At 71.8% G+C, this 23,953-nt stretch carries 22 protein-coding genes; 5 read left to right on the top strand and 17 right to left on the bottom strand.

Features of this window, described 5'->3' with window-relative positions:
- Positions 1-53: 53 nt before the first annotated feature.
- Positions 54-515, top strand: a complete 462-nt coding sequence (locus OG230_RS32210; protein ID WP_328907274.1) for a universal stress protein — start codon at positions 54-56, stop codon at positions 513-515.
- Between the two features lie 53 nt (positions 516-568).
- Here OG230_RS32210 and OG230_RS32205 read toward each other — a convergent pair whose 3' ends face one another.
- The 4 genes from OG230_RS32205 to OG230_RS32190 all read right to left on the bottom strand — a co-directional run bounded on the left by OG230_RS32205 (position 569) and on the right by OG230_RS32190 (position 5,430).
- Positions 569-2,209 carry a hypothetical protein gene (locus OG230_RS32205; RefSeq protein WP_328907273.1) on the bottom strand — a complete coding sequence of 547 codons (1,641 nt, stop codon included), beginning with the start codon at positions 2,207-2,209 and terminating at the stop codon, positions 569-571.
- A gap of 50 nt (positions 2,210-2,259) precedes the next feature.
- Positions 2,260-3,180 carry a carbohydrate ABC transporter permease gene (locus OG230_RS32200; protein ID WP_328907272.1) on the bottom strand — a complete coding sequence of 307 codons (921 nt, stop codon included), beginning with the start codon at positions 3,178-3,180 and terminating at the stop codon, positions 2,260-2,262.
- Positions 3,177-4,196 carry an ABC transporter permease gene (locus OG230_RS32195; RefSeq protein WP_443051429.1) on the bottom strand — a complete coding sequence of 340 codons (1,020 nt, stop codon included), beginning with the start codon at positions 4,194-4,196 and terminating at the stop codon, positions 3,177-3,179. Before OG230_RS32195 ends, OG230_RS32200 begins: the two co-directional genes overlap by 4 nt.
- 94 nt (positions 4,197-4,290) lie before the next feature.
- Positions 4,291-5,430, bottom strand: a complete 1,140-nt coding sequence (locus tag OG230_RS32190; RefSeq protein WP_328907271.1) for an ROK family protein — start codon at positions 5,428-5,430, stop codon at positions 4,291-4,293.
- A gap of 97 nt (positions 5,431-5,527) precedes the next feature.
- On the opposite strand from OG230_RS32190, the gene OG230_RS32185 reads away from it, so the two are divergent.
- On the top strand, positions 5,528-8,425 hold the full coding sequence (locus OG230_RS32185) for a glycoside hydrolase domain-containing protein (RefSeq protein ID WP_328907270.1): 2,898 nt from the start codon (positions 5,528-5,530) through the stop codon (positions 8,423-8,425).
- On the opposite strand, the gene OG230_RS32180 is transcribed toward OG230_RS32185, so the two are convergent.
- Positions 8,412-9,623: a CapA family protein gene (locus tag OG230_RS32180; protein ID WP_328907269.1), complete on the bottom strand. Its 1,212-nt coding sequence runs from the start codon at positions 9,621-9,623 to the stop codon at positions 8,412-8,414. The two genes, OG230_RS32185 and OG230_RS32180, sit on opposite strands and share 14 nt — an antisense overlap.
- Before the next feature lie 258 nt (positions 9,624-9,881).
- Between OG230_RS32180 and OG230_RS32175 the strand changes: the two genes are divergently transcribed.
- On the top strand, positions 9,882-10,451 hold the full coding sequence (locus OG230_RS32175; protein ID WP_328907268.1) for a sigma-70 family RNA polymerase sigma factor: 570 nt from the start codon (positions 9,882-9,884) through the stop codon (positions 10,449-10,451).
- Here OG230_RS32175 and OG230_RS32170 read toward each other — a convergent pair.
- Positions 10,385-10,582: a zf-HC2 domain-containing protein gene (locus OG230_RS32170; protein ID WP_328907267.1), complete on the bottom strand. Its 198-nt coding sequence runs from the start codon at positions 10,580-10,582 to the stop codon at positions 10,385-10,387. The genes OG230_RS32175 and OG230_RS32170 overlap by 67 nt on opposite strands.
- Positions 10,583-10,693: 111 nt before the next feature.
- Here OG230_RS32170 and OG230_RS32165 point away from each other — a divergent pair, with 111 nt between their 5' ends.
- Positions 10,694-11,203 carry a hypothetical protein gene (locus OG230_RS32165; RefSeq protein WP_328907266.1) on the top strand — a complete coding sequence of 170 codons (510 nt, stop codon included), beginning with the start codon at positions 10,694-10,696 and terminating at the stop codon, positions 11,201-11,203.
- Between the two features lie 16 nt (positions 11,204-11,219).
- Here OG230_RS32165 and OG230_RS32160 read toward each other — a convergent pair whose 3' ends face one another.
- The 4 genes from OG230_RS32160 to OG230_RS32145 form a co-directional block, all read right to left on the bottom strand.
- Positions 11,220-12,407, bottom strand: coding sequence for a sensor histidine kinase (locus tag OG230_RS32160; protein WP_328907265.1), 1,188 nt, complete (start codon positions 12,405-12,407; stop codon positions 11,220-11,222).
- On the bottom strand, positions 12,404-13,894 hold the full coding sequence (locus OG230_RS32155) for a sodium/solute symporter (RefSeq protein ID WP_328907264.1): 1,491 nt from the start codon (positions 13,892-13,894) through the stop codon (positions 12,404-12,406). The genes OG230_RS32160 and OG230_RS32155 overlap by 4 nt, the downstream gene beginning before the upstream one ends.
- On the bottom strand, positions 13,891-14,253 hold the full coding sequence (locus OG230_RS32150) for a hypothetical protein (RefSeq protein ID WP_328907263.1): 363 nt from the start codon (positions 14,251-14,253) through the stop codon (positions 13,891-13,893). Before OG230_RS32150 ends, OG230_RS32155 begins: the two co-directional genes overlap by 4 nt.
- A gap of 63 nt (positions 14,254-14,316) precedes the next feature.
- A complete protein-coding gene (locus OG230_RS32145; protein ID WP_328907262.1) occupies positions 14,317-15,069 on the bottom strand; it encodes a LytR/AlgR family response regulator transcription factor in 753 nt (250 codons plus the stop codon).
- An 83-nt stretch (positions 15,070-15,152) separates the two neighbouring features.
- Here OG230_RS32145 and OG230_RS32140 point away from each other — a divergent pair, with 83 nt between their 5' ends.
- On the top strand, positions 15,153-15,809 hold the full coding sequence (locus OG230_RS32140) for a zf-HC2 domain-containing protein (protein WP_328907261.1): 657 nt from the start codon (positions 15,153-15,155) through the stop codon (positions 15,807-15,809).
- An 18-nt stretch (positions 15,810-15,827) separates the two neighbouring features.
- Here OG230_RS32140 and OG230_RS32135 read toward each other — a convergent pair whose 3' ends face one another.
- From OG230_RS32135 to OG230_RS32105, 7 genes are all read right to left on the bottom strand, one after another.
- Positions 15,828-16,688 carry an Fpg/Nei family DNA glycosylase gene (locus OG230_RS32135; RefSeq protein ID WP_328907260.1) on the bottom strand — a complete coding sequence of 287 codons (861 nt, stop codon included), beginning with the start codon at positions 16,686-16,688 and terminating at the stop codon, positions 15,828-15,830.
- A gap of 87 nt (positions 16,689-16,775) precedes the next feature.
- Entirely contained in the window at positions 16,776-17,648 is an 873-nt protein-coding gene (locus OG230_RS32130; RefSeq protein WP_328907259.1) for an amidohydrolase family protein, read from the bottom strand.
- Between the two features lies 1 nt (position 17,649).
- Positions 17,650-17,961 (bottom strand): L-rhamnose mutarotase, encoded by a 312-nt coding sequence (locus OG230_RS32125; protein ID WP_328907258.1) that lies wholly within the window; start codon positions 17,959-17,961, stop codon positions 17,650-17,652.
- A 1-nt stretch (position 17,962) separates the two neighbouring features.
- Positions 17,963-18,970 (bottom strand): aldo/keto reductase, encoded by a 1,008-nt coding sequence (locus OG230_RS32120; RefSeq protein WP_328907257.1) that lies wholly within the window; start codon positions 18,968-18,970, stop codon positions 17,963-17,965.
- A 134-nt stretch (positions 18,971-19,104) separates the two neighbouring features.
- Positions 19,105-20,508: a wax ester/triacylglycerol synthase family O-acyltransferase gene (locus OG230_RS32115; RefSeq protein ID WP_328907256.1), complete on the bottom strand. Its 1,404-nt coding sequence runs from the start codon at positions 20,506-20,508 to the stop codon at positions 19,105-19,107.
- A 168-nt stretch (positions 20,509-20,676) separates the two neighbouring features.
- Positions 20,677-22,746 carry a SpoIIE family protein phosphatase gene (locus OG230_RS32110; protein ID WP_328907255.1) on the bottom strand — a complete coding sequence of 690 codons (2,070 nt, stop codon included), beginning with the start codon at positions 22,744-22,746 and terminating at the stop codon, positions 20,677-20,679.
- A gap of 84 nt (positions 22,747-22,830) precedes the next feature.
- Positions 22,831-23,934, bottom strand: a complete 1,104-nt coding sequence (locus OG230_RS32105) for a DUF6777 domain-containing protein (RefSeq protein ID WP_328907254.1) — start codon at positions 23,932-23,934, stop codon at positions 22,831-22,833.
- Between the last annotated feature and the right edge of the window lie 19 nt (positions 23,935-23,953).

The raw sequence follows: 23,953 nt of genomic DNA, 5'->3' as shown, positions 1-23,953 counted from the left end.
CTTCGGCGCGACCCGGCGGTGCGTGCGCGGAGGGAGCGGATAGCCTCACTGCCGTGACAGAGCAGCAACGCCATCAGTTCGAACGGGGCACTGACGGTCCCAAGGTGATCGTCGCGGGCATCGACGGGTCCGAGTCCTCCATGCGCGCCGCCGCCTACGCCGCCGGACTGGCGCGACGGCAGAACGCCATGCTCGCCCTCGTCTACGTCCAGCCGGTGATGCCGGCCGGCGCCGCACTCGGGGCTCCGGTCGCCGATGTCACCGGCGAGGTGGCGGAGGGCCTGGTGAGCGAGATCCGCGAGTCGACGGAGCGCCTCAAGGACATATGGAACGTGCGGTGGGAGTTCCACACCTTCCGAGGTGATCCGTACAACGGGCTGGTCACGGCGGCCGACGAGCTGAAGGCCGACGCCGTGGTGGTCGGTGCCTCGGAGTCGGCCGGGCACCGTTTCGTCGGTTCGGTGGCCGTCCGCCTGGTGAAGGCCGGCCGCTGGCCGGTCACCGTCGTCCCGTAACGGTTTGCGAAACCGGGGCGGCGCGGACCCCCTGGGGCCCGCGCCGCCGTTTCTCAGGCGCTCTGCTCGATCGACTTCTGGAACTCCCCGGCCATCCGGTCCAGGCCCTTGGAGTGCCACTCCGACCAGAACGGCTTCCACTCGCTGATCTTCTTGCGGCCGCTCACGATGTCGTTGACCAGGTCGGTGGCCTCCGTCGACATCCGTCCGTAGTGCTCGGTGTAGGCGTCGGAGTAGTGCCCGACGGTCGGGTTGGCGACGGCCGTCCCGGTGAGCTTCTTCTCGACCTCGTAGATCGTCCGCACGTCCTGCGGCCCCTCGGTGCCGGGGAAGAGCGAGGGCTGCAGCACGAAGGGGGCGATCGTCGCCGTGGACAGACCGCTGTGGAGCCCTTCGACCTGCTGCTTCCCCTTCTTCGTACGCTGCGGGAAGCCCTTGGCGTCGTAGGTGAAGTCGGTTCCCTCGGTGCCGAACTCGACGAACTCGCGCTCCTTCGTGCCGTAGGGCGCGGCCAGGTAGTCGAGGATGCCGAGGAGCATGCGTACCCGCTTCTCGTCGCCCTTCTTGATGGCCGTGTAGCCGATGGTTCCCAGGTGGTAGTGGTGGTTGGGCCGGCCGCCCCCCGCGGCGAACGGGATCATGATCTCCGCCCCGAGCGACGGGTCGTTCGTACGGAGGTTGGCGCGACCTCCCGAGGGGTTGGCGAACACCACGGCGCCGATCGCGCCCTGGGCCATCTTCAGATAGGCGTCGGCCATCTTCGGGCTGCCCGGGTAGAAGACGCCGGCCTTCTTGAGCCCGATGACGAAGTTCAGTGCCTCCATGTACTCGTCGGTCTCCTGGAACCAGGTGAGCGACCCGTCCTTGTTCAGCCGCCACTTGTTGGGCGCGCCGTAGCACTGGCTGAGCACGCTGACGGCGTTGACGTAGATCGGCTCCAGCGCCCACACCTTGCCGCCGGTGACCTCCTTGCACTTGGCGAGGAACTCGTCGGGGCCGCTCGCGGAGAGGCCGCCCACCTTCTCCCAGACCTTGGGGTTCCCGCCGTAGACCTGCCCGAAGGCCGGGTAGGGGCTGGGCGCTCCCCAGATCTTGCCGTTGACGACGGCGGTCTTCCAGTGGGCCGGGGTCATCGCCGCGAGGTTCGGGTAGTCCTTGACCGCGTCGCCCGAGACGTACTCGGTGATGTCGGCGCACTTGGCCTCGAGCAGCTCGGCGATGTGCTGGATGCCCTGGTTCGGCGGTATCCACATCAGGTCGGGGAGCTCGCCGCCCGCGACCGTCGCGGAGAACTTCTCCTCGTAGCCGGGGTCGGTGCCCAGGATCGCCGCGAGGTCGACGTTGAGTTCCTTGTCGAGCTTCTGCCAGTGCGGGTTGGAGCCCTTGGGGAGCGGCGGCTGGGTCCAGATCTCGGTGAGCACCGTGACCTTCGAGCCGTCGCCCGGGGCCTTGGCGACGCTTCGGGTCAGCTCGGCGGGATACGAGAGGAAGCCCGCCGAGAGCCCCTTGGCGTTCGCCGGAAGGTCGGGCGTGACCTTGGTGAAGGGGACGTACGAGGGCAGTTTCACCTTGGCCGAGGCCGCTTCGCCCTTGTTGGCCGTGGACGATCCGCAACCGGTGAGCGCGGTGGTGGCGGCACCGGCCGCGACCGCGGTGCTCAGGCTCAGGAAGGTGCGTCGGGACATGCCTGTCATGGGGAATCTCCGCAACGGGATGAGGGGGACGGAACGGGGAAGGGCGGGGGTCAGCCCTTGATGGCGCCGGTGAGGACGCCCTTGGTGAAGTACTTCTGGAGGAACGGGTAGAGCATCAGGATCGGGATCAGCGCGAGCATGACCACCGCCATGGAGATCGACTGCTGGGGCGGCATGTGGGCCACACCGAGCTGGTCGGCCGCCATCTGCTTGTTCTGCACGACGTAGGTGCGCAGCAGCAGCTGGATCGGCCACTTCCCGGAGTCGTTGAGGTAGAGCATCGCGTTGAAGAACGCGTTCCAGTACGTCACCGCGTAGAAGAGGCCGACGACGGCGATGACTCCCTTGGAGAGCGGGAGGACGATGCGGGTCAGGATGCGCCAGTCACCGGCGCCGTCGATCCGCGCGGCCTGGTAGAGCTCTTCGGGGATGTTCATGAAGAACGCCCGCATCACGACCAGGTTGAACGCGTTGACCAGCCCGGGCAGGATCAGCGCCCAGTAGGAGTCCAGCAGGCCGAGTTCCTTGACCAGGACGTACATCGGGATCATGCCGGGGGCGAAGAGCAGGGTGAACAGCACCAGCAGCAGGACGGGTTTGCTGCCGGGCACACCGCGCTTGCTCAGCGCGTAGGCCAGGGCGATGGTGGTGAGCAGGGAGAGTGCCGTGCCGACCGCGGTGATCAGCACGCTGACGGTGACCGCCCGGGTGACGAGTCCGCCGGAGAGGATGGTGCGGTACGCCTGCAGGGTCGGCTCGGTCGGGTAGAGGACGAAGCCGCCCGCGGCGGTGATCTCCTCCCGCGAGGCGAGGCTGGTGGAGAGGACGACCACGAAGGGCAGCGTCATCACGATCACGACGACGGTGATGACGAGCGCCTTGGCGGTCGAGCCGAGCCGGGTGGGCGGCTCTTCCCAGGCGGGTCGCCGGTCCGCCGTGCGCGGCTTCAACAGGGGTGTTCCGATGCTCATTTGCTGTACACCCCTTGCTCTCCGAATGCGTGGGCAAGCCGGTTGGCGCCCCAGATCATCAGGGCGCCGACGATGCCCTTGACCAGCCCGGCGGCGGCACCGATGCCCCAGTCGCCGTAGACGACGCCGTGGTAGTAGACATAGGTGTCGAGCACCTCGGCGGCTCGGGCGCCGACGGCGTCGCGCTGGAGCAGGAACTGCTCGAAGCCGACGGAGAGCACGTCACCGAGGCGCAGGACCAGCAGCATGACCGTGACGCCTCGCACGGCCGGCAGCGTGATGTGCCACATGCGGCGCCACCGTCCGGCGCCGTCGACGGCTGCCGACTCGTACAGGCTCTGGTCGACGTTGGCGAGCGCCGCGAGGTAGATGATCATGCCCCAGCCGATGTCCTTCCAGATCACCTGGGCGGTGATCAGCATCGGGAAGGTGCTGGGGTCGGTCATCACGTCGAGGGCCGAAAGCCCGTGTTCACGAAGGAAGTTGCTGATCAGGCCCGCTCCGCCGAGCACCTGCTGGAAGAGGGCGACGACCAGCACCCACGAGATGAAGTGGGGGAGGTAGACGACGCTCTGGACGAACTTCTTGACGCGGGTGCTGACGAGGCTGTTGATGAGCAGTGCCAGGGCCAGGGGCGCGGGGAAGAAGAAGATCAGCTGAAGCGCGGCGAAGGCCAGTGTGTTGCGTACCGACTCCCAGAAGGCGGGGTCGGCGAAGACCTCCTGGAAGTTGGCGAGGCCCACGAGGGGGCTCTCCTTGAAGCCGATGAACGGCTGGTAGTCCTGGAAGGCGACGATGTTGCCCAGCATCGGCACGTAGAAGAACACGGCGAAGAAGAGCAGGCCCGGGGCCATCAGGGCGAGCATCACCCAGTTGTTGCGCAGCCGGACCCGCAGGGGTATCCGGCGCAGGGGTGGCAGTCCGCCGGGGGTGCCGGGGGCTTTCGGTGGCGAGGCAGCCCGGGGGCTGGTGGTTGTTGCAGGGGATGTCACACGTTCTCCCTGGCCTGACGGCATGACGTGGGCCTGACGGCACGACGAGTTTAGAAACCAACTTTCGGAAAAGAGTGGCCACATCATCGAATCGCCGCAGGCCCACGTCAACAGCCATTCAGTCCTGAGAAGTTGGACTTTTCTGCGCGCCGTGCTCGATGTGTTCCAATGCCAGCCGGGCTGCCCCGATTGCGGTCGATTCCTCTCCGAGTGCGGAGATCAGTACGGCCGGCGCATGGGGGCAGCGCGCGGCGAGGCGTTCGGCGAACGGCTCGCTGAGCAGCGCTCCCGCCCGTGAGATGCCCCCGCCGAGCACCACCGCCTGCGGGTCGAGCACGGCCACGTGCCGCGCCAGGCTGTCGGCCAGGGCCTCGGCGAAGGCGCGCAGGGTGTAGCGGGCACCTCCGTCGCCCGCCGCCGCGGCCGTGACCACGGCGCGGGCGGCGTTCTCGCGGGTGGGCTCCCCGTCGCCCCGGTGTCCGGCGAACCAGTCGAGCAGGCGCTGATAGGAGAGCGCCCAGCCGTCCTCCGACACCATCTCCCCCGCCGCCCCGTTGAAGCCCCGGTGCAGGTCACCGCGGAGCCAGAGGCCGATGCCGAGCCGGTTGCCGATGTAGAGACAGACGCAGTCCGGCACCCCGACGGCCACTCCGGTGGTGCATTCGGCGAGGGTGGCCAGCTGGATGTCGTTGCCCACGACGACCCGGCCGCGACCGGCGCCGCCCAGTTCGTGGGCCAGGTCCAGGCCCGTCCAGCCGGGCAGCGAGTCGCTCTCGGCGACCCGGCCCCCCGTGTCGACCATGCCGCTCGTGCCGATACCCGTGGCGAGCGGGACCACCCCGGCCGCAGCCGGTTGCGCCAGACAGCCGGCGATCGCCCTGCGCACGGCCTCCAGCCGCTCCCCCGCCGGGAGTTCGGGGGTGACGGAGATCCGTTCCGTGGCGACGGTGCGGCCGAGCAGATCTGCGGCCAGGACCAGGATCTTGTGGGCTCCGATGTCGACGCCGAGAACGTGCCCGGCCTCGGCCCGGAAGCGGAACCGCCGTGCCGGGCGCCCCACGGACCCACTGTTGGCGCCCAGTTCCACGAGCCGGCCCTCGCGCAGCAGCTGGGCGGTGAGGTCCTGGGCCGTCGGCCGGGACACCCCGATCAGCCCGGCGAGTTCCGGCACGGTGACCTCGTCGCGCTCGCGCACGACCCGCAGCGCCGCAGCCGCGTTCAGCCGGCGCAACAGCGAGGCGTCCCCACCCCGATCCATGGCAGCTCCCTTGACAGCGTGATCGTCGGCTCTCCATGGTGTCCCATGGCAATTGAGCAACTTACCTAATAAATAGCGCCGTCGAGGGAGTGCGGACATGGCTGAGCAGGATCGGCATCCGGAGCTGGAGTGCGGGCTCGGCTCGTGGGACGGCGATGCCTACGGCAACCACCGGATGCTCGTGCGCGTGACCTCGGACGGCGACGTGGTGGGTGCCGAACTCCCCTGGCGCCGCAACGATCCGGAGCCGAGCTCCGTCGACGTGCTGGTGCTCGCCCCGTCGGGCCGCCGGATTCGCAACACCGTGCGGGTGGAGGTGACGGCCGAACGCGGCCGGATCGCCTTCGAACCGGTCGAGGGCCCCGGCGAGTACGCCGTGCACTATCTGCCGTACGCCCACACCGGCCGCCCCTACTACCCGCAGGCCGCCTACCGGCAGCCCACCCCGACCGCCGACCCCGGCTGGGTGCACCGCTGCGGGCTCCGGGACCCGGAGAGCGCCTGGCCCCGCCTGGAGCGGGCGGAGACCTTCCGGTACGAGGCGGTGAGCGCCGTCGACTCCTTCGCACCGCTCGGCTTCGCGGCCACCGCCGAGGAGCGTGCCGCGCTGATCCAGGCGCATCCGCACGAGCCGTTCCTGCTCTTCGGCGAGGACCGGACCCGTCCGCTCGGCCGGATCGGCCGGCTGCCCGCGCGCTGGGCGGCGTCGAAGCCGTTCGCCGCGTTCGCGGGAGCCGCGGCGCGCGGCGAGTTCTATGTGCTGCAGGCCGGGATCCACGCGGTGGCCGCGCTGGAGGAGGTCACCGCGGAGGTCCGCGGACTGCCGTTCCCCACCCGGTGTCTCAGCACAGGAGGCACCGACGCGCGCGGTCTGCGCTTCGAGAAGCGGATCGACGTCGGTGCCGGGCAGGTGCACGCGCTCTGGTGCGGACTCGATGTGCCGGTGGACGCCGAACCGGGCGCGTACGAGGGTGAGATCGCCGTACGCGCGCGCGGCACGGCGGAACGGGTGCTGCCGCTGCGTATCACTGTGGGGCCGGAGAGCGTCGCCGACCACGGCGCGGGTGAGCCTGAACGGCTCGCGCGGCTGCGCTGGCTCGACTCGGCGCTCGGCCAGGACGACGAGGTGGTGGCGCCCTTCACCCCGGTGAGGACGGCAGGCCGCCGCCTCGACATCCTCGGACGGTCCGTGGAACTGGGCGATGACGGACTGCCGCACCGCCTGACCTCCTCGTTCACACCCCAGGTGACCGCCACCGGTGGTCCCGGACAGGAACTGCTCGCGGCCCCGGTGACGCTCACGGTCGGCCGCCCCCTCGACCAGGGGCCGCTGACACTCGTACAGCCGGGGCCCGCCCGGGTCCGCTGGTCCACCACGGCGACCGGTCCCGGACTGCGGCTGCACACCGAGGGCGAGCTGGAGGCCGACGGGTTCCTCGTCGTACGGGCGACCCTGGAGGCCACCGAGGCGCTCGACACCGAGGTGCGGCTGGACGTGCCGCTCCACGCCGGGGTCGCGCGGTACGCCATGGGTCTCGGGCTGCCCGGGCAGCGCTGCCCGGACTCCTTCGACTGGAGCTGGGACACCCCGACCCGCAATCAGGACGCTCTCTGGCTCGGCGCACCGTCGGCCGGTCTTCAGCTGTCGCTCCGAGACGAGCACTACACCCGCCCGCTGAACACCAACTACTACCGCGAGAAGCCCCTGGTCACACCCCGTTCCTGGGCGGGTGACGGAGAGGGCGGCGTGCGGCTGCGGACCGCCGGCGGAGTCCGGACCGTGACCGCGTTCAGCGGGCCGGTGCGGCTCGCCGTCGGGGAGCGGCGCCGCTTCGAACTGCGGCTGCTGCTCACGCCGTTCAAGCCGTTGCGGCCCGGCACCCAGCTCACCGACCGGTACTACCACGCCTACGCGTCCCCGCAGGAGGTCGCCGCGTACGGTGCCAACGTCGTCAATCTGCACCACGCCACCCCGCCCAACCCGTACATCAACGACCCGCTGCTCGCCGCCGACGTGCTGCGCGCCTACACCGAGGACGCCCACCGGCTCGGCATCCGGGTCAAGGTGTACGACACCGTGCGCGAACTGACCCGGCACACCCCGGAACTTCCCGCGCTGGCCTCGTTCGGGGACGAGGTCCTCGCACCGGGACCGGGCGGCGGTCACGCCTGGCTCCGCGAGCACCTGGGCACCGACTACGTGCCCGGCTGGGTGGCCTCCGACGTCGGCGACGTCGCCGTGGTCACCTCCGGCGACTCCCGCTGGCACAACTCCTACGTGTGCGGGATCGACCGGCTGCGCCACCGGGTCGGCGTCGACGGGCTGTACCTCGACGACGTGGCGTACGACCGCACGACGATGAAGCGGGTGCGCAAGGCCCTCTCCCGGCCGGGCTCCGCACCGCCGGTGATCGACCTGCACTCCTGCAACCAGTACCGCGAACCGGACGGCTTCGCCTCCAGCGCCAATCTGTACGCGGAGCTGATGCCGTACACCGACCGGCTCTGGCTCGGCGAGCTCTTCGACTACGAGAACACCGACCCGGCGTACTGGCTGGTGGAGCTGTCCGGGATTCCCTTCGGTCTGATGGGCGAGATGCTGGAGGGCGGCGGCAATCCCTGGCGCGGGCTGGTCTTCGGGATGACGGCGCGGGCCCCGATGACCGATGTGCGTCCCCTGTGGCGGGCCTTCGACGCACTGCGGCTGCCGGAGGCGGAGCTGACGGGGTGGTGGGCGGACACGACGCCCGTCTCCACCGGCCGTTCCGATGTCCTGGCCTCCACCTGGGAGGGGCCGGGCGGGACCGTCACGGCGCTGGCCTCGTGGGCCGGGGAGCCGGTGGAGTGCGTGCTGACGACTACGGACGGACTGGTTCCGGCCTACGCCCCGGCGATCGAGGGGTTCCAGCCGGAGCGGTCCTTCGCGGCCGGCGAGCCCGTCCCGGTCGCCCCGGGACGCGGCTGGCTGCTCGCTGTCGGCGTCACTTCCCCATGAGGAGGTCGTCCTCGGCCGCACCGCGGCCGAGGACGACGGCGCGGATGCGGTCGCGCACCTCGCGCTGCTGGTCGGCGCCCTCGTCGACGGCGGCGGCGAGGTTGACGACACGTCCGGCGACGGTGTCGTACCACTGGGGGACGAATTCGGCCTTCTTCACCGTCCAGCGCTCTCCGGGCTTCGCGGGCGGCTCGAAGGTGAAGCGGCCCATGGAGCTCTGGTTGCCCCGCGGGTCCTGGGCGCCCTCGTAGTTGATCATCGCGCCGGCGATCTGGTCGCCCATGCCATAGATGATCCAGGTGCCGTTGACCTTCTCGTACGCCTGCGGCACATGGGCGTGCGTGCCGAGGATCAGGTCGATGTCGGGGCGGCCCGCGGAGGTGGCGGCGGTGAGCCGCCGGCCGAGGTCGAGCTGCTTCTCGTCGGGCTCGTCCTGCCATTCGGTGCCCCAGTGCAGGGAGACGGCCACCACGTCGGCGCCCGCCCGCCGGGCCGCCCGCGCGTCGGCGACGATCTTCTGTTCGTCGATCAGGTTGACCGCCCAGGGCTGCCCCGGAGGCAGCGGGAAGTCGTTGGTTCCGTAGGTGTAGGCGAGGTGGGCGACCTTCGCGGCGTGCTTGCCGGAGCCCGCCCGCAGAAGCGTGGGCCGGGCGGCCTCGGCGGCGGAGCGTGCGGAACCGGCGTGGGCGATGCCCGCCGCGTCGAGGGCGTCGAGAGTACGGCGGATGCCGCCGGCTCCGTCGTCCAGCGTGTGGTTCGAGGCGGTGGAGCAGGAGTCGAATCCGGTGGCCCGCAGACCCTTCGCCACTTCGGGCGGCGACTTGAAGGCGGGGTAGCCGGTGTAGGGGCCGCCGTCCTCCCCGTACACCGTCTCCATGTGACAGATGGCCAGATCCGCCCCGGAGACGACGGGTTCCGCGCCTGCGAGCATCGGCCGGAAGTCGTAGCCCAGGCCGCCGGCGTCGGCAGCGGCCCGGTCGATGACCGAGGAGTGCGGCAGGACGTCGCCTGAGGCCAGGAGCGTGAAGGCGCGGGCCTTGTCGGCGCCGACGCCACCCGCTCCCCCGCCCCCCTGCCCGGCGGCCGGGGTCCGTGCGGCGTCACGCGTGGCCGGGGACTGCTGCCCGGTGCACGCCGTGGCCGCCGCGAGCAGCACGGCGACGGCGGCCACCGTGCTCTGTCGGATGCGCTTCGTCATCTGTCCGGCTCCCAGTTCGACTGATTACGGACATATGACTACACATATCTTCATACCGCAGAGTCAAGGATCAAAGCCTCGCGTCTCCCTGAATCGGCTGTATCGCCGCCGTCCGACCGTTCACCGCACCACTCGCCGCTCCGTGCGACCGCTCGTCGCACAGCTCGGTGCGCTGCCTGTTCCTCCTGGCGCGAATGCGTTCGTATACGCCAGGCGGCAGCGAGGCGGCAGGGGCCTCTCCGGGAAGGGACGTTCACCATGACCACGACGAAGACCGGCGAGCGGGCCCTCGCGGATCTCCAGCGGGAGCACGGGCCCGCGCTGTTCCACTTCCTGCTGGGCCTGACCTTCGGCGACCGGCAGCGCGCGGAGGACCTGCTCCAGGAGACGCTGGTACGCGCCTGGCAGCACCCGGAGGCGTTCGACGCCCCCTACGACTCCATGCGCCCCTGGCTCTTCACCGTCGGGCGCCGTCTCGCCATCGACGCACGCCGCTCGCGCCTGGCCCGCCCGGCGGAGGTGAGCGACGCCGTCCTGGAGAGCGCCCCCGCGCCGCAGGACACCGCGGACTCGGCGATGCGCGCCCTCGACGTACGGGAGGCGGTGAAGACCCTCAGCCCGGAGCACCGCGCGGTACTGGTGCAGATCTACTTCCGCGGACTGAGCGTGGGGGAGACGGCGCAGGCGCTGGGCATACCCGCGGGCACCGTCAAGTCCCGTTCGTACTACGCGCTCCGGCTGCTGTCCCGCAGTCTGCCCGGCTACTCCAGCAGATCCTCCTCGTTGAGCAGGCCGAGCATGGCCGATGCCTCCGCGACCTCGACATAGGCGCCCGCGCAGCCGTCGCAGCGCTGAAGATGCCGGGACACGGTGGCACACTCCCCGTCGGCCAGCGCGTCCAGGACGTACGCACCGAGCAACTGCCGCACATGCGGGACGTCGGCATGGTCGGCGGTCATCTCAACCTCGTATCTCCTCAACGAACTTGCTCTTCTGCCCACGCGGGGCATGCGCCCCCGGTTCAATGCTCCCTGAAGCCCTGTGCCGATGGAGGAAAGAGGCGAGGCGGGATGCGTCCCGAACGCACTGATGGGACTGGTGGGGGCGGCCTGCTGATCCCGATGGCCTGGCTGTACGCCGAGTACATCGCGGACGAACTCCTGCTGACCGGCGATCTCATGGAGCCGACGACGCTGGAGTACCGCGCCGGGCGCGAGGCCCTCGCTCTCACGATCTTCCTCTCCGACGGGGCGGTGGCCGACGCGCTGCCCGCCGCCCGCGTCGACGAGCTGCGGCTGCTGACGGCGTACGGGACGTCCTGGCGGGAGTGGATCTGCGAACGCCTCGACGAGCTCGCGGGGCACGCGGCCCCCGGCGGACCGCCGGACCCCGACGCGGCTCTGGCGCGCGCGGCCTGGCGGTGGCTGGAGGAGACCGAGCTGCTCGCCGCGGACCTCGACGCGATCGGCGCGCCGTCCTGGGCACCACCGGACCGCGCGGAGGAGGAAGCCGCCCAGGTGTGGACGCCGGCATGGCAGCTCGGGCTGCCGCTGGGGCATCTGGCCGTCCACCTCTACTGACCGGCCGCGGACGGGATCACGAACCGTGCACCCCGGCACGGTACTTGGGCAGCCGCAGAGTGATCTTCATGCCCGCGCCGATCCCGGTCTCGATGACGAGGCCGTACTCGTCGCCGTACACCTGCCGCAGCCGTTCGTCCACGTTGAGCAGTCCGATGCCCGTCGACACGCCGCCCTCGCCACGCAGGATCTGGCGCAGGCGTTCCGGGTCCATGCCGGTGCCGTCGTCCTCGATGACGACCTCGGCCTCCGACCCGGCGTCCAGGGCACTGATCGTGATGCGGCTGGCGGTGACCGCGCCTTCGAGGCCGTGCTTGACGGCGTTCTCGACCAGGGGCTGGAGGCAGAGGAACGGCAGCGCGACGGGCAGCACCTCGGGGGCGACCTGGAGCGTGACGGCCAGCCGTTCCCCGAAGCGGGCCCGCACGAGCGCGAGGTACTGGTCGATGGAGTGCAGTTCGTCGGCGAGGGTGGTGAACTCCCCGTGGCGACGGAACGAGTAGCGGGTGAAGTCGGCGAACTCCAGCAGGAGTTCCCGCGCCTGCTCCGGATCAGTGCGGACGAACGAGGCGATCGCCGCGAGGGAGTTGAAGATGAAGTGCGGGGAGATCTGTGCCCGCAGGGCCTTGATCTCCGCCTCGATGAGCTTCGTGCGCGAGCGGTCCAGTTCGGCGAGTTCCAGCTGTACGCAGACCCAGCGGGCCACCTCCCCCGCCGCCCGCGCCAGCACGGCCGATTCGCGGGGAGCGTAGGCGACCAGCGTGCCGAGCACCCGGTGGTCGACAGTCAGCGGGACGGCCACCGCCCAGCGAAGCGGGCAGTCGAGGTCCTCGCAACCGGTGGGGAACGCGGTGTCCCGGCCACTGTCGAGAAGCCCCTGGACCTGCTCCATCACCCCCTTGCCGTGATGGTCCCCGTCGCCGTCCCACACCAGGATCCGGTCGCGGTCGGTGAGGCAGAGCGCGTCGGTGCCCAGGAGTGAGCGCAGCCGGCGCGCCGACCTGCGCGCGCTCTCCTCGGTGAGTCCCGCGCGCAGGGGCGGGGCCGCGAGGGAGGCGGTGTGCAGCGTTTCGAACGTGGCGTGCTCCACCGGGGTGCCGACGTCACTCGTCCGCACCGGCCGGCCCGTGCGGCCCAGCAGGTAGCCCGTACCGAACAGCAGGAGGACCACTACGGCGAGTACGGCTGTCCCGGCCCCGGTCATCGTTCTCTCCCCGAGGTCAGTGCTTCCGGCAGGTGGAAGCGGGTCATGGCGGCGTTGGTGCCGGGGGGTATCCGGCCGGGGGTCGCCAGCGAGACGAGGATCATCGCGAGGAAGCCCACGGGTACGGACCACACGGCGGGCCAGGCGAGCAGGGCGTGCGGCCAGCCGGGCGGGCGGACCGCGCCGCTGACGGTGATGGCCACGGACAGCAGAGCGGAGCCGCCGCCGAGCAGCAGCCCGGCGATCGCACCGGGCGGGGTGAGCCGCCGCCACCAGATGCCGAGCACGAGCAGCGGGCAGAAGGAGGAGGCGGAGACGGCGAACGCCATCCCCACCGCGTCGGCCACCGGCACCCGGCTGACCAGTAGCGAACCGGCCAGGGGTACGGCCATCGCGAGGAGCGTGGCCAGCCGGAAGTGCCGTACGCCGCGCGAGGGCAGCACGTCCTGGGTGATCACTCCGGCGACGGCCATCGTGAGCCCGGAGGCCGTCGAGAGGAACGCGGCGAAGGCGCCGCCCGCGATGAGCGCGCCGAGGAAGTCCCCGCCCGGCCCGCCGATGACCCGTGCGGGCAGGAGGAGTACGGCCGCGTCGGCGTCGCCGCCGTGCATCAGCTCGGGGGCGTACAGCCGGCCCAGTGCCCCGTAGACGGGCGGCAGCAGGTAGAAGACGCCGACCAGGGCGAGGACGGCGACGGTGGTGCGGCGGGCGTCGCGCCCGTTGGGGCTGGTGTAGAAGCGGACGACGACGTGGGGCAGTCCCATGGTGCCGAGGAAGGTGGCCACGATCAGCCCGTACGTCGCGTAGAGCGGGTGGTCGGCGCGGAAGACGGATATCTGCTCGTCGAACGAGACGCGGGGCCGGCCGTCGCCCTGCCAGGCCAGCACCAGGAAGATCGCCGGCACGAGGAGGGCGGTCAGCTTCAGCCAGTACTGGAAGACCTGCACGAAGGTGATGGAGCGCATGCCGCCCGCGGCGACGGCGATCACCACGACGGAGGCGACGAGCACGTCGCCGAGCCAGCCGGGCGCCCCGGTGAGGATCTGCAGGGTCAGGCCGGCGCCCTGGAGCTGCGGTACGAGATAGAGCCAGCCCGCGCCGACCACGAACACGCTGACGAGCCTGCGCACCTCGCGGGATTCGAGCCGGCCCTCGGCGAAGTCGGGCAGGGTGTACGCCCCCGAGCGGCGCAGCGGTGCGGCCACGAACACCAGCAGCACCAGATAGCCGGCGGTGTATCCGACGGGGTACCAGAGCATGTCCGGGCCGTGCACGAGCACGAGGCCCGCGATGCCGAGGAAGGAGGCGGCGGAGAGGTACTCGCCGCTGATGGCCGCCGCGTTGAGGCGGGGGCGCACGGTTCTGGACGCGACGTAGAAGTCCGACGTGGTCCGTGAGATCCGGAGTCCGAATCCGCCGACGAGGACGGTGGCGAGCACGACGAGCGCGACCGCCACCACCGAGGCCGGGTGGTCGGGTTGGCTCACGGTGCGGGGCGGCCTTCCACGAGTCTGGCGAAGTCACGTTCGTTGCGCTCGGCACGCCGTACGTACCACCAGGCGATGAAGGTGATCGGCGGGTAGGTGGCGAAGCCGAGCACCGCCCAGACGACCGCGGAGCTGTCCAGGGCGGCGAAGACCAGGGGCAGGGTGCCCGCGACGAGGGCCAGCACGGCGAACGCGGTCAGTCCGGCGCGCAGCTGGCTGCGCATCAGCGAACGCACATAGGCACCGCCGAGCGCCGTCTGCTCGTCGATCTCCGACTGGGCGCGGTAGCGGGGCAGCGGGCGCACCCGCCGGGACTCCCCCGTCACCACTTCGCGCCGGGGTGTGGGCTCTGCGGACATGGGCTCGGAGTGTAGGCGCCGAAGGAGCGCTCTGGGAAGGGCCGGTCCCGGGGTCGGTGCTGGTCAGCGGCCGGTCTGGCGCATCAGGAGATCCCGGAGGGAGCGGCTGTGGCGGCGGCTCACGGCGAGCTCCGCGTCGCCTACGCGCACGCTCATGCTGCCCGCGTCGAGCCGGAGTTCGTCGATCCGGTTCAGCGCGACCAGGTGGCGTCGGTGGATGCGTACGAAGCCCCGTGAGCGCCAGCGTTCTTCGAGGGTGGTCAGCGGAATCCGGACCAGATGGCTGCCGGAGACGGTGTGCAGCCGCGCGTAGTCGCCCTGCGCCTCGGCATACGCGATGTCGTCGATGGACACGAAGCGGGTGACTCCGCCCAGCTCGACCGGTATCTGGTCGGTGGCGGCGTCGTGGACGGGCGCGGAGCGGTCGCCGACCTGCTCGGCGACGCGGCGTACGGCCTCGGCGAGGCGCTCCCGGCGGACGGGTTTGAGTACGTAGTCGACGGCCTTGAGGTCGAACGCGTGGACGGCGAAGCCTTCGTGGGCGGTGACGAACACGATGAGCGGAGGCGCGGCGAACCCGGCCAGCAGCTGCGCGACGTCGAGCCCGGTGAGGCCCGCCATGTGGATGTCGAGGAAGACCACGTCGATGGCGGACGGATCGTCGGGGCCGGCGTCGACGGCGCTCCCGATGCGGCGCAGCGCCTCGGTGGCCCCGGTCGCCCCTTCGGCGCTGCGGATACGGGGATCGGCGCGCAGGAGGTAGAGGAGTTCCTCCAGGGCGGGTTGTTCGTCGTCGACGGCGAGTACGCGCAGCATGAGGCCGGAGTTTAGAGGGTCCGCGAGCGCGCCCGGGTGGCTGTGGCGTGAGTGATTCACGCGTTCCGTGCGTACCTCACTGCATGCACTCCCCCGAACACCGTCGCGCCTCGGGCGCCTATGCGCTCGGCGTGCTCGGTGCTGCCGGCGCCTTCCGTTTCGAGGAGCACCTGGCCGGGTGTCCCACCTGCCGGTGGCAGGTGCGTGAGTTCCGTGCGGTGACGGATCTGCTGGCGGAGCACGGCCGCCCGGCACCCGAGGAGCTGGAGACGGTGCGGGAGCCCGGAGCCGGGCTCCTGGACCGGACGGTCGCCTCGGTGGCGGCCCTGCGCCGGAGGTCGCGGTGGCGGCGGTCGGCGCTGGTCGTGGCCGCGGCCGTGCTGGCGGTGGGCGGCCCCCTGGCGGTGGCCGGTTTCCCCCGCGGCTCGGGGGGTGCGCCGGCCGAGCGGTGGGCCGGGCGGGACACGGCGTCGGGAGTGGTGGCGGCGGTGACGACCGGGGCGCGGGAGTGGGGGACGGACGTGGACCTGCGGCTGGCGGGGGTTCCGGAGGCGGGGGTGTGCGCGCTGGTCGCGGTGGGGCGGGACGGCAGCGAGCAGACGGTGACCACCTGGTCGGCCACCCTGCCCGGCGGGGAACCGGTGCGGGTGAGCGGGGGCGCGGCGCTGCGGCCCGACGCCATCGACCGGTTCGAGGTGCGGACGGCCCTGGGGCGGCGGCTCGTCACGGTCACCCGCTGACCGGGCCGGCGCGGGCGCCTACTTCAGCAGACGCGAGAGGCGGCGGTCGGCGAGCGGTTTGCCGCCCGTCTGGCAGGTGGGGCAGTACTGGAGCGAGGAGTCGCTGAAGGAGACCTCCAGGATCGTGTCGCCGCAGACGGGACACGGCAGGCCGGTGCGCCCGTGGACCCTCATGCCGCTCTTCTTCTCGGCCTTGAGCTTGCCCGCTTCGAGGCCGCTGGAGCGTTCGACGGCGTCGGTGAGGGTGGTGCGCAGCGCCGTGTACAGCCCGGTGATGTCGTCCTCGCTCAGGCCGGAGGTCAGCTTGAACGGGGACATCTTCGCGACGTGCAGGATCTCGTCGCTGTACGCGTTGCCGATGCCCGCGATGAGCGACTGGTCCCGCAGGGCTCCCTTGATCCGGCGGCGTTCCCCGGCGAGCAGGGCGGCGAACGCCGCGCGGTCGAAGGTGTCGCCGAGCGGGTCGGGCCCCAGGCGCGCGACACCCGGCACCTCCGCGGGGTCACGCACGAGATGGACCGAGAGCCGTTTCGTGGTGCCCATTTCGGTGAGGTCGAAGCCGTCGCCGCCGGCGAGGATCACGCGCAGCGCGAGGGGTCCCTTGCCGGGCCGCGGCGGTGCGGCGGGAAAGCCGTCCTTCCACTGGAGCCAGCCGGCCCGTGCGAGATGGGTGACCAGGTGCAGTCCCCCCGCGGTGATGTCCAGGAACTTGCCGTGTCTGGCCACCGCGGTGACCGTCGTGCCGTCGAGGGCGGACAACGGCGGGTCGTACGTCTTCAGGACGCTGATCGCGAGCGGCAGGACACGGGCGATCTCCTTGCCGACCAGATGGTCGTCGAGGAAGACCCGCAGCGCTTCGACTTCCGGCAGTTCGGGCATGGGTCCAGCCTGCCGCAGCGCCGCGCCGGATGCCTCCCCGCGCGCCGACGGGCGGGCCCGGCGGTACGCGCGGTTCGCCGTGTCCGCTCAGCCCAGGCCGTACACACGGGTGGCGGTGTCCGCGAAGACGGCCCGCTGTTCCGCGCCGGTGAGGTCCGCGGTCAGTGCGCGGGCGGCGTCGACGACCTCGGCGTAACTCGCCGCCAGCCGGCACACCGGCCAGTCCGAGCCGAACATCAGCCGGTCGGGGCCGAAGGCGTCGATGACCGTGTCCGCGTACGGCCGCAGGTCCTCGACGGTCCATGTGTGCGGGTCGGCCTCGGTGACCAGGCCGGACAGCTTGCAGACGGTGTTGGGGAGGCGCGCCAGCGTCCGGAGGTCGTCCGCCCAGGGCTGCGTCCGCCGCTCCGCGACGGGTGGTTTGCCCGCGTGGTCGAGTACGAAAGTGAGGCCGGGGAGCAGCGCGGCGGCCTCGGCGGCGGCGGGCAACTGGTGGGGCAGGACGATCAGGTCGTAGGCCAGTCCTGCGTCGGCGACGGCGGTCAGCCCGCGCCGGACGTCGGGGCGCAGCAGCCATCCGGGGTCGGCCTCGCCCTGCACCTGGTGCCGGATGCCGACGAGCCGGTCGCCGCCGGGGAGCTCCCGCAGGGCGGCGAGGGTGTCGGTGACGCCGGGTGCGGTGAGGTCGGTCCAGCCGACGACGCCCGCGACCAGGCCGCTGCCCCGGGCGAGCGCGAGGAATTCGGGGGTCTCCTCCGCGACGGTGACGGTCTGGACGAGGACGGTGGCGGTCACACCGGCGGCGCGGGCCTCGGGCTCCAGGTCGGCGAGTGCGAAGGTACGCCGGATGGGGGCCAGTTCCTCGCCGGTGATCCAGTCCTGGTCACGTACGGAGAGGTCCCACACGTGGTGGTGGGCGTCGACCACGGCGGCGGGAGACGTCGGTCCGGAGGGTGTCACGTCACAGCTCCCAGGCGACGGGCAGACCGGCTCCGGCCCCGTCGGACGTGTAGTCGTGGACGACGTCGAGGAGTTCGTCCATCCGGGCCTGCCAGGCGACGTTGACGGGCAGCGTCTCCAGTTCGGCGAGGAGCCGGGTGTAGTCCTCGCAGTCGATGAGGTGGAAGAGATCGGTGCCGCTGCGCCAGATCGTCCAGGAGGTGGCCCCGGCCGCCCGAATCGCCGTGGTGAGTTCCTCGGGGACCTCGCGGTGCGCCGCCTCGTACTCCTCGACGCGGTCGGCCCGGACCTTGGTGTGCAGGGCGATCCTCATGTCAGCGTCCTTCCCGGTGCCCGTCGGCCCCCGGCTCGTCGTTCAGGAGTCCTTCGGCGCGCAGTTCGTCCCAGAGCGCGTCCGGGACCTCCGCGCGGAGCAGCGCCGCCGCGTCCCGCACCTCGTCCGGGGAGCGGGTGCCGACGAGCACTCCGGCGACGGCCGGGTGGGCCAGCGGGTAGTGCAGCGCGGCGGCGCGGAGAGGGACACCGTGTCCCTCGACGACGGCCTTCATGCGCAGGGCACGGTCGAGGAGGGAGAGGGGAGCCGCCGCGTAGTCGTACGTCGCGCCGGGGCGCGGGTCGGCGAGGAGGCCGGAGTTGAAGACGCCGCCGACGACGACGCTCCGGCCGCGCGCCGCGGCCTCCGGCAGCAGGGTCTCCAGGGCGCTGTGGTCGAGGAGGGTGTAGCGGCCGGCGCAGAGCACGGTGTCGACGTCCGTGTCGCGCAGGAAGCGGGTGAGCATCGCCGTCTGGTTCATGCCCGCGCCGATGGCTCCCACGACGCCCTCGGCCCGGAGCTTCTCCAGCGCCGGGTAGCCCTCGCGGAACGCCGCCTCCGCGTGGTCGTCCGGGTCGTGGAGGTAGGCGATGTCGATGCGGTCGAGGCCCAGCCGTTCCAGGCTGTCCTCGATGGAGCGCCGTACCCCGTCGGCGCTGAAGTCCCAGCGGCGACGGTGGGTGGCGCGCACGGCGAAGCCTTCGGAGAGCCCGCCGGGGTCCGGGATTTCCCCGGCGGGTACCGGTTCGAGCACCCGGCCGACCTTGGTGGACACGACGTACGCGTCGCGGGGCCTCGTCCGCAGCGCCTCGCCGAGCCGACGCTCGGAGAGGCCGAGTCCGTAGTGCGGAGCGGTGTCGAAGTAGCGGATTCCCTCGTCCCAGGCGGCGTCCACGGCCGCCGCGGCCCGGGCGGGGTCGACGGCGCTGAAGAGGTTGCCGATGGCCGCGGCCCCGAAGGAGAGCCGGGTGATCTCCACCGCACTGCGCCCGAGCCTGTTGCGTTGCATGTCTCCGCCGTCCCCCGCCGATGATCGCTTGGCATTCACAGCGAATATTCATCGGATCACTGGGGCGCGTCAACACCCTGAACACGAGAGGAACCGCCCGCTTACGGTGAGTTCTCGTGGATCAGTCCGATCTATCACGCGGTCGGGGCGGGCTGCCGTTCGAGGGAGTCCTCCGGGACCGGGGCGGGGGGAGTGATCAGCGACCGCAGTTCGGCGAGCTCCTCCTCGATCGCGGCAGCCAGGCTGTCGAGGTCCGGCAGCGCCTTGCCGTCGGCCACCAGCCCGACCTGGACCCGCCCTCCGTACGTGGACAGGGCCACGGCCAGGGCCTGACCGCGGGCCAGGGGCGCCATCGGGTAGACGGCGCTCAGCGGGCAGCCGCCGAGCGAGAGCGCCGAGCGCGGCAGCGGCACGCTGGTGACCAGGACGTCGAAGAGGATCCGCGCGGCGTTCCCGGCCAGCGGAGCACCGAACCGGTGGACCAGCGGCGGCAGCTGGTCGGCGAGTACGGCGACGGCACCGGCCCCCCGCAGCGGCCCCGCGGACTTGTTGCGGTCCATGGCGGTCCGCACCGCGCGCAGCCGTGCCCGGGCATCGTGCTCGCGCACGGGGAGGCCGAGGAGATAGGCGGAGAGCCGGTTCCCGTTGGTCGTCCCCGCGCGCGGCCTGCGCCGGGAGACCGGCACCAGGGCACGGGGGTCCGCACCCGGCAGCTCCTCGCCGCGTGCGAGCATCCACCGCCGCAGGCCCCCGGCCACCACGGCCAACAGGACGTCGTTGGCCGTACCGCCCTCGGCTCGGCGGATGCCCTGGACCACGTCGGCGTCCAGCTCGGCCGTGGCCAGCCGGCGGGTGCCGCTGGAGCCCGCGGTGAGCGCGGTCGAGACGTGCAGGTCGAGGCGGCTGGCCCGGACGACGGAGGCGCCCACCCCCAGCGCCCGCCCGACCTCCCCGATCCGGTCCAGCGCCATGCCCGCGACCTGGCGCGGCCCCGGCATCCAGGACCGCGGAGGCACGGGAACGCGACGACGCACCGCGCCGCGCCCGGTCCCGGCCGCCACGGCGGCGATCTGGTCGAAGATCCCGGCACCGATGGCGACGGCGCGCATCCCGTCGGCGAGTGCGTGGTGCAGCTTGACGAGCACGGCGAACGGCCCGTCGTCGGCGCCGCTCAGCAGGTACATCTGCCAGGGCGGAAGACCACGTTCGAGCGGCTGCTCCATCAGCTCCCCGGCGAGCCGGGTCGCCTCCGCCATGAAGTCACCGTCGTCCAGGACCACCCGGACCACGTGGCGGTGCACGTCGAACTCCTTGTGCACCGACCAGGCCGAGCCGCCGACGGGCAGCAGGACGTCCCGTACGCGCATCCGCAGCCGGGGAATGGCGGCGGCACGGGCGCCGAGGAGGTCCAGGATGTCGGCCGGGCCCGCACCGGGCGCGGGCGAGAAGACCGCGAGCGCGCCGAGGTGCATCGGGTGCGCGTCGGATTCGAGGTGCCAGAAGGCGAGATCAAGCGGTGTCAGAAGCTCGGTACCCAATGGGTCCTCATGTCATGGAAGGCAGAACGGCAGGACCGGGGCGCAGAAGGGCGCGACGGGCGCACAGCCCGCGCACTCCCCCACGCCCCCGCAGTCAATCGCCGGTGGACGGTTACGGTCAAGGACAGACATGTTACGTTCGGTTACTTCCGGGTAGGGCGAGAGGCCCTAGGGCCGCTCCGGAATGAGGAATTCGCACCACACGCACTTGCCGGTGCCCCGGGACTCCACGCCCCAGACGTCGCCCAGCCGCTCGACGAGCATCAGTCCGCGCCCCGAGACCCCGGACTCGCCCGCGTCCCGGCGCCGGGGCAGCGCGCTGGAGCGGTCCTCGACATCGACCCGCAGCCGCCGCTCGGGCCCGGCGAGGACCCTGATCGTCACGATCGCCCCGCCGTCGGTGTGCATCAGCGCGTTGGTGATCAGCTCGTCGGCGGCGAGTTCGATCTCGTCGGCCCGCTCCCCCGCACCCCACGCCCGGACGGCCGCCGTGATCATGTGGCGGGCGGAGCTCAGGGCCTCGGGGTCGTTCTGCGCCACATGCTGCTGGAGCCGGCCGCCGGGCTGCGGCGCGTGCGCCGCCTTGCGGCGCAGGAGCAGCATCGCCACGTCGTCCTCGCCACCCCGCTCGTCGACCGCCTCGCAGAGGTTGTCGGCCAGCCTCTCGATCTCCCTGGGGCCGTTGGTCACCAGGTCGACCAGCAGTTGCATGCCCTCGTCGAGATCGGCCCCCGGCAGCTCCACCAGGCCGTCCGTGTACAGGAGCATCGTCTGGCCCGGGTCCAGCTCGACCGTGCTGACCGGGTAGTCGAGCCGCCCGAACTCGGCGGAGAGCCCCAGGGGAAGCCCACCCTCGACCGGCAGCCTGCGGCAGCTTCCGTCGATGTCCCGTACGAGGGGGTCGACGTGCCCCGCGCGGACCAGCTGCACCACGCCGGTCCGCAGGTCGACCTCGGCGTAGCTGCAGGTCGCGAAGCGGTCGGTGTCGAGTTCGTGGAGGAAGACGGAGGCCCGCGCCATGACCGTGGCGGGACTGTGCCCCTCCGCGGCATAGGCGCGCAGGACGATCCTGAGCTGCCCCATGACCGCCGCCGCGTGCGTGTCGTGGCCCTGTACGTCCCCGATGACCGCGCCGACCCGGCCGCCCGGCAGCGGGATGATGTCGTACCAGTCACCGCCGATGTCCCGGCCGAGCCGCGCGGAGCGGTAGCGGACGGCGACCTGCGCCCCGGGGACCTCGGGGATCCTGCGGGGCAGCATCGCCTGCTGGAGACCCTCGGCGAGGTCGTGCTCCTGTTCGTACAGCATGGCGCGCTGGAGGCTCTGGGCGATCGAGCTGCCCAGGGCCACCAGCAGGTTCCGCTCGTCGGCGGTGAAGGCCACCTTGTCGCTGTAGAGGAGCCCGAGCGCCCCGATGGGACGGGCCTGGGCGATCAGCGGCAGGTAGGCCGCGGCGGTGATCCCGAGGTGACTGATGTGCGGCCACAGGATCGGGTACGAGGTGGCGAAGTCCTCCGCCGATTCGATGAAGCGCGGCGAGAGGGTGCGGACGACCTCACTCATCGGGTACGGCTCGTCCGCACGGGTGTACCGCGTGCCCGGCACATAGGCCCCGTCGGGCCCGTCGGCCACGAGATGGATGCGCCCGGCCTCCAGGAGTCCCATGACGAGACTGGCCGCGCCGAGGTTCGCCAGGCCGCCCTGGGAGTCCTTCAGCACCTCGGTGACGTCCTTGACCGTACGGGCGTGGGCGAGGGCCGCCGTGGTGCCCTCCACCAGGCTGGTCCGCTTGCGCCGCTCCTCGTCGAGTTCCCGGCGGGCCGTGGAGTCGGACAGCTCCTGGGTGGCGTCGCGGACGATCCCGATGATGCGGCGGGGCCGGCCGGTGTCGTCCCGGCGGATGAATCCCTGGGTGTGGGTCCAGCGCAGACTGCCGTCGCGCCGCAGGATGCGGAAGTACGCGCCGTAGTTGCTGCGCCCGCTCTTGAGGGCCTGGGAGACCATTCCGTCGAGCCGCACGGCTTCGTCCGCCGGCACGCGGGCGGACAGGCTGGCCGGCCGGTTGTCGTACTCATCGGCCCGCAGGTCGAACACGTCGAGTGCGGGCTGGTCCATGTGCATGAGTCCGCTGTCCAGATCCCAGTCGAAGCTGCCCATTCGGTTCAGGGCGAGGCTGAGATCCGGGTGGGCGGGCCAGTCTTCCGGGAGTGACAGGGCACCCGCTCCCCGATCATCCATATGGATCACTCTGCCATCAATTGTCCGATTCTTCGAGCCACCCTGTGGCCCGCACCCTCACCCCCGTCCGCACGCCGGCCGCCGTCAACCCACGTACGGCTCCGAGGCGCCGGGCTCATCCGGCACCGACGGCACTGCTCCGTCCGGGTACCGCCCCTCCCCCGACGGATCCCCGCCGGGGTCGTCGGCCGCGTCGGGCGGAGTGAGGTCCGGCTCGTCCACGGGCACCTCCGCGACCTCCTCGACAGGCACGTCCACGCCCCCGTCCCCGGGACCCTCCGTCGGCATGTCCGGCACGTCCGGCACGGACGTGCCGGGACCGCCGGTCTCCGCGGGAGGGGCGGGTGTCGCGGACCCGGGCGGAGCGGTGGACGCGCCGGGCGAGGGCACGATGCCGTCACCCGGGTCGAAGGGCGGCGGGTCGTCGGGGGTCCCGTCCTGTGTCCCGTCGTCACCGGCAGGACGTTCGATCCAGGTGTTGTCCGCGACGTCCACGATGACGAAGTCCTCGAGCGCCAGCGTGGCGGCCTCGATGACGAGGACGCGGTTCGGGTCGTAGCCCGCCCACTCGTCGCCGCGGTGCACGAGGGAGCCCTTCATGACGACCGGCGCACCGAGCGGATTGCCGCCTGCGCAGCGGACCCGGGGCATGCCGTACGCGTCGGCCAGCACGGCGGTGCCCGCCTGGAGTACGGACTGGAAGGGGGCGGGAGACCCCTCCGCGTACCCGTGGTCGGTGACGCGGATGTCGGCCCGCAGAAGCACCGGAGTGAGCCCGCGAAGGAACGCCGGGATCTCCTTCTGCCGGATTCCGGCGGCTTCCGCGAAGGCGCGGCCCTTGCCGCGGTCCTCGGTCAGGAAGCGCAGTTGCTCCTCGACGTCGCAGCTCGCCTCGGACCGGGTACCGCCGTAGAGCCCCGGCGTGGAGCCGGAGACGGTGCGCGTCCTGACCTCCGCGAGGGCAGCGGGCGACGCGGTGGCCGCCGGGGGCGGCGACCCCGCCGTAGAGGCGGTGAACGGGTCGGGGCCGGGCGCCGCGGCCGGCTGGAGGAAGAGCTCCCGGGCACCGGCGGTGCCCTCGGTGCCGTTCTCACCGCCTCCCGATCCCCGGGCGCAGCCCGTGACGAGGAGGACGCCGACGGACAGGGCGGCGAACGCGGTACGCCGCGGACGTTGGGGTGAGCGCACGGAGCTCTCCTGCCTGTTC

The sequence above is a fragment of the Streptomyces sp. NBC_00234 genome (assembly GCF_036195325.1).
Lineage (GTDB): Bacteria > Actinomycetota > Actinomycetes > Streptomycetales > Streptomycetaceae > Streptomyces.
This window is presented reverse-complemented; position numbering and strand designations above follow the sequence as displayed.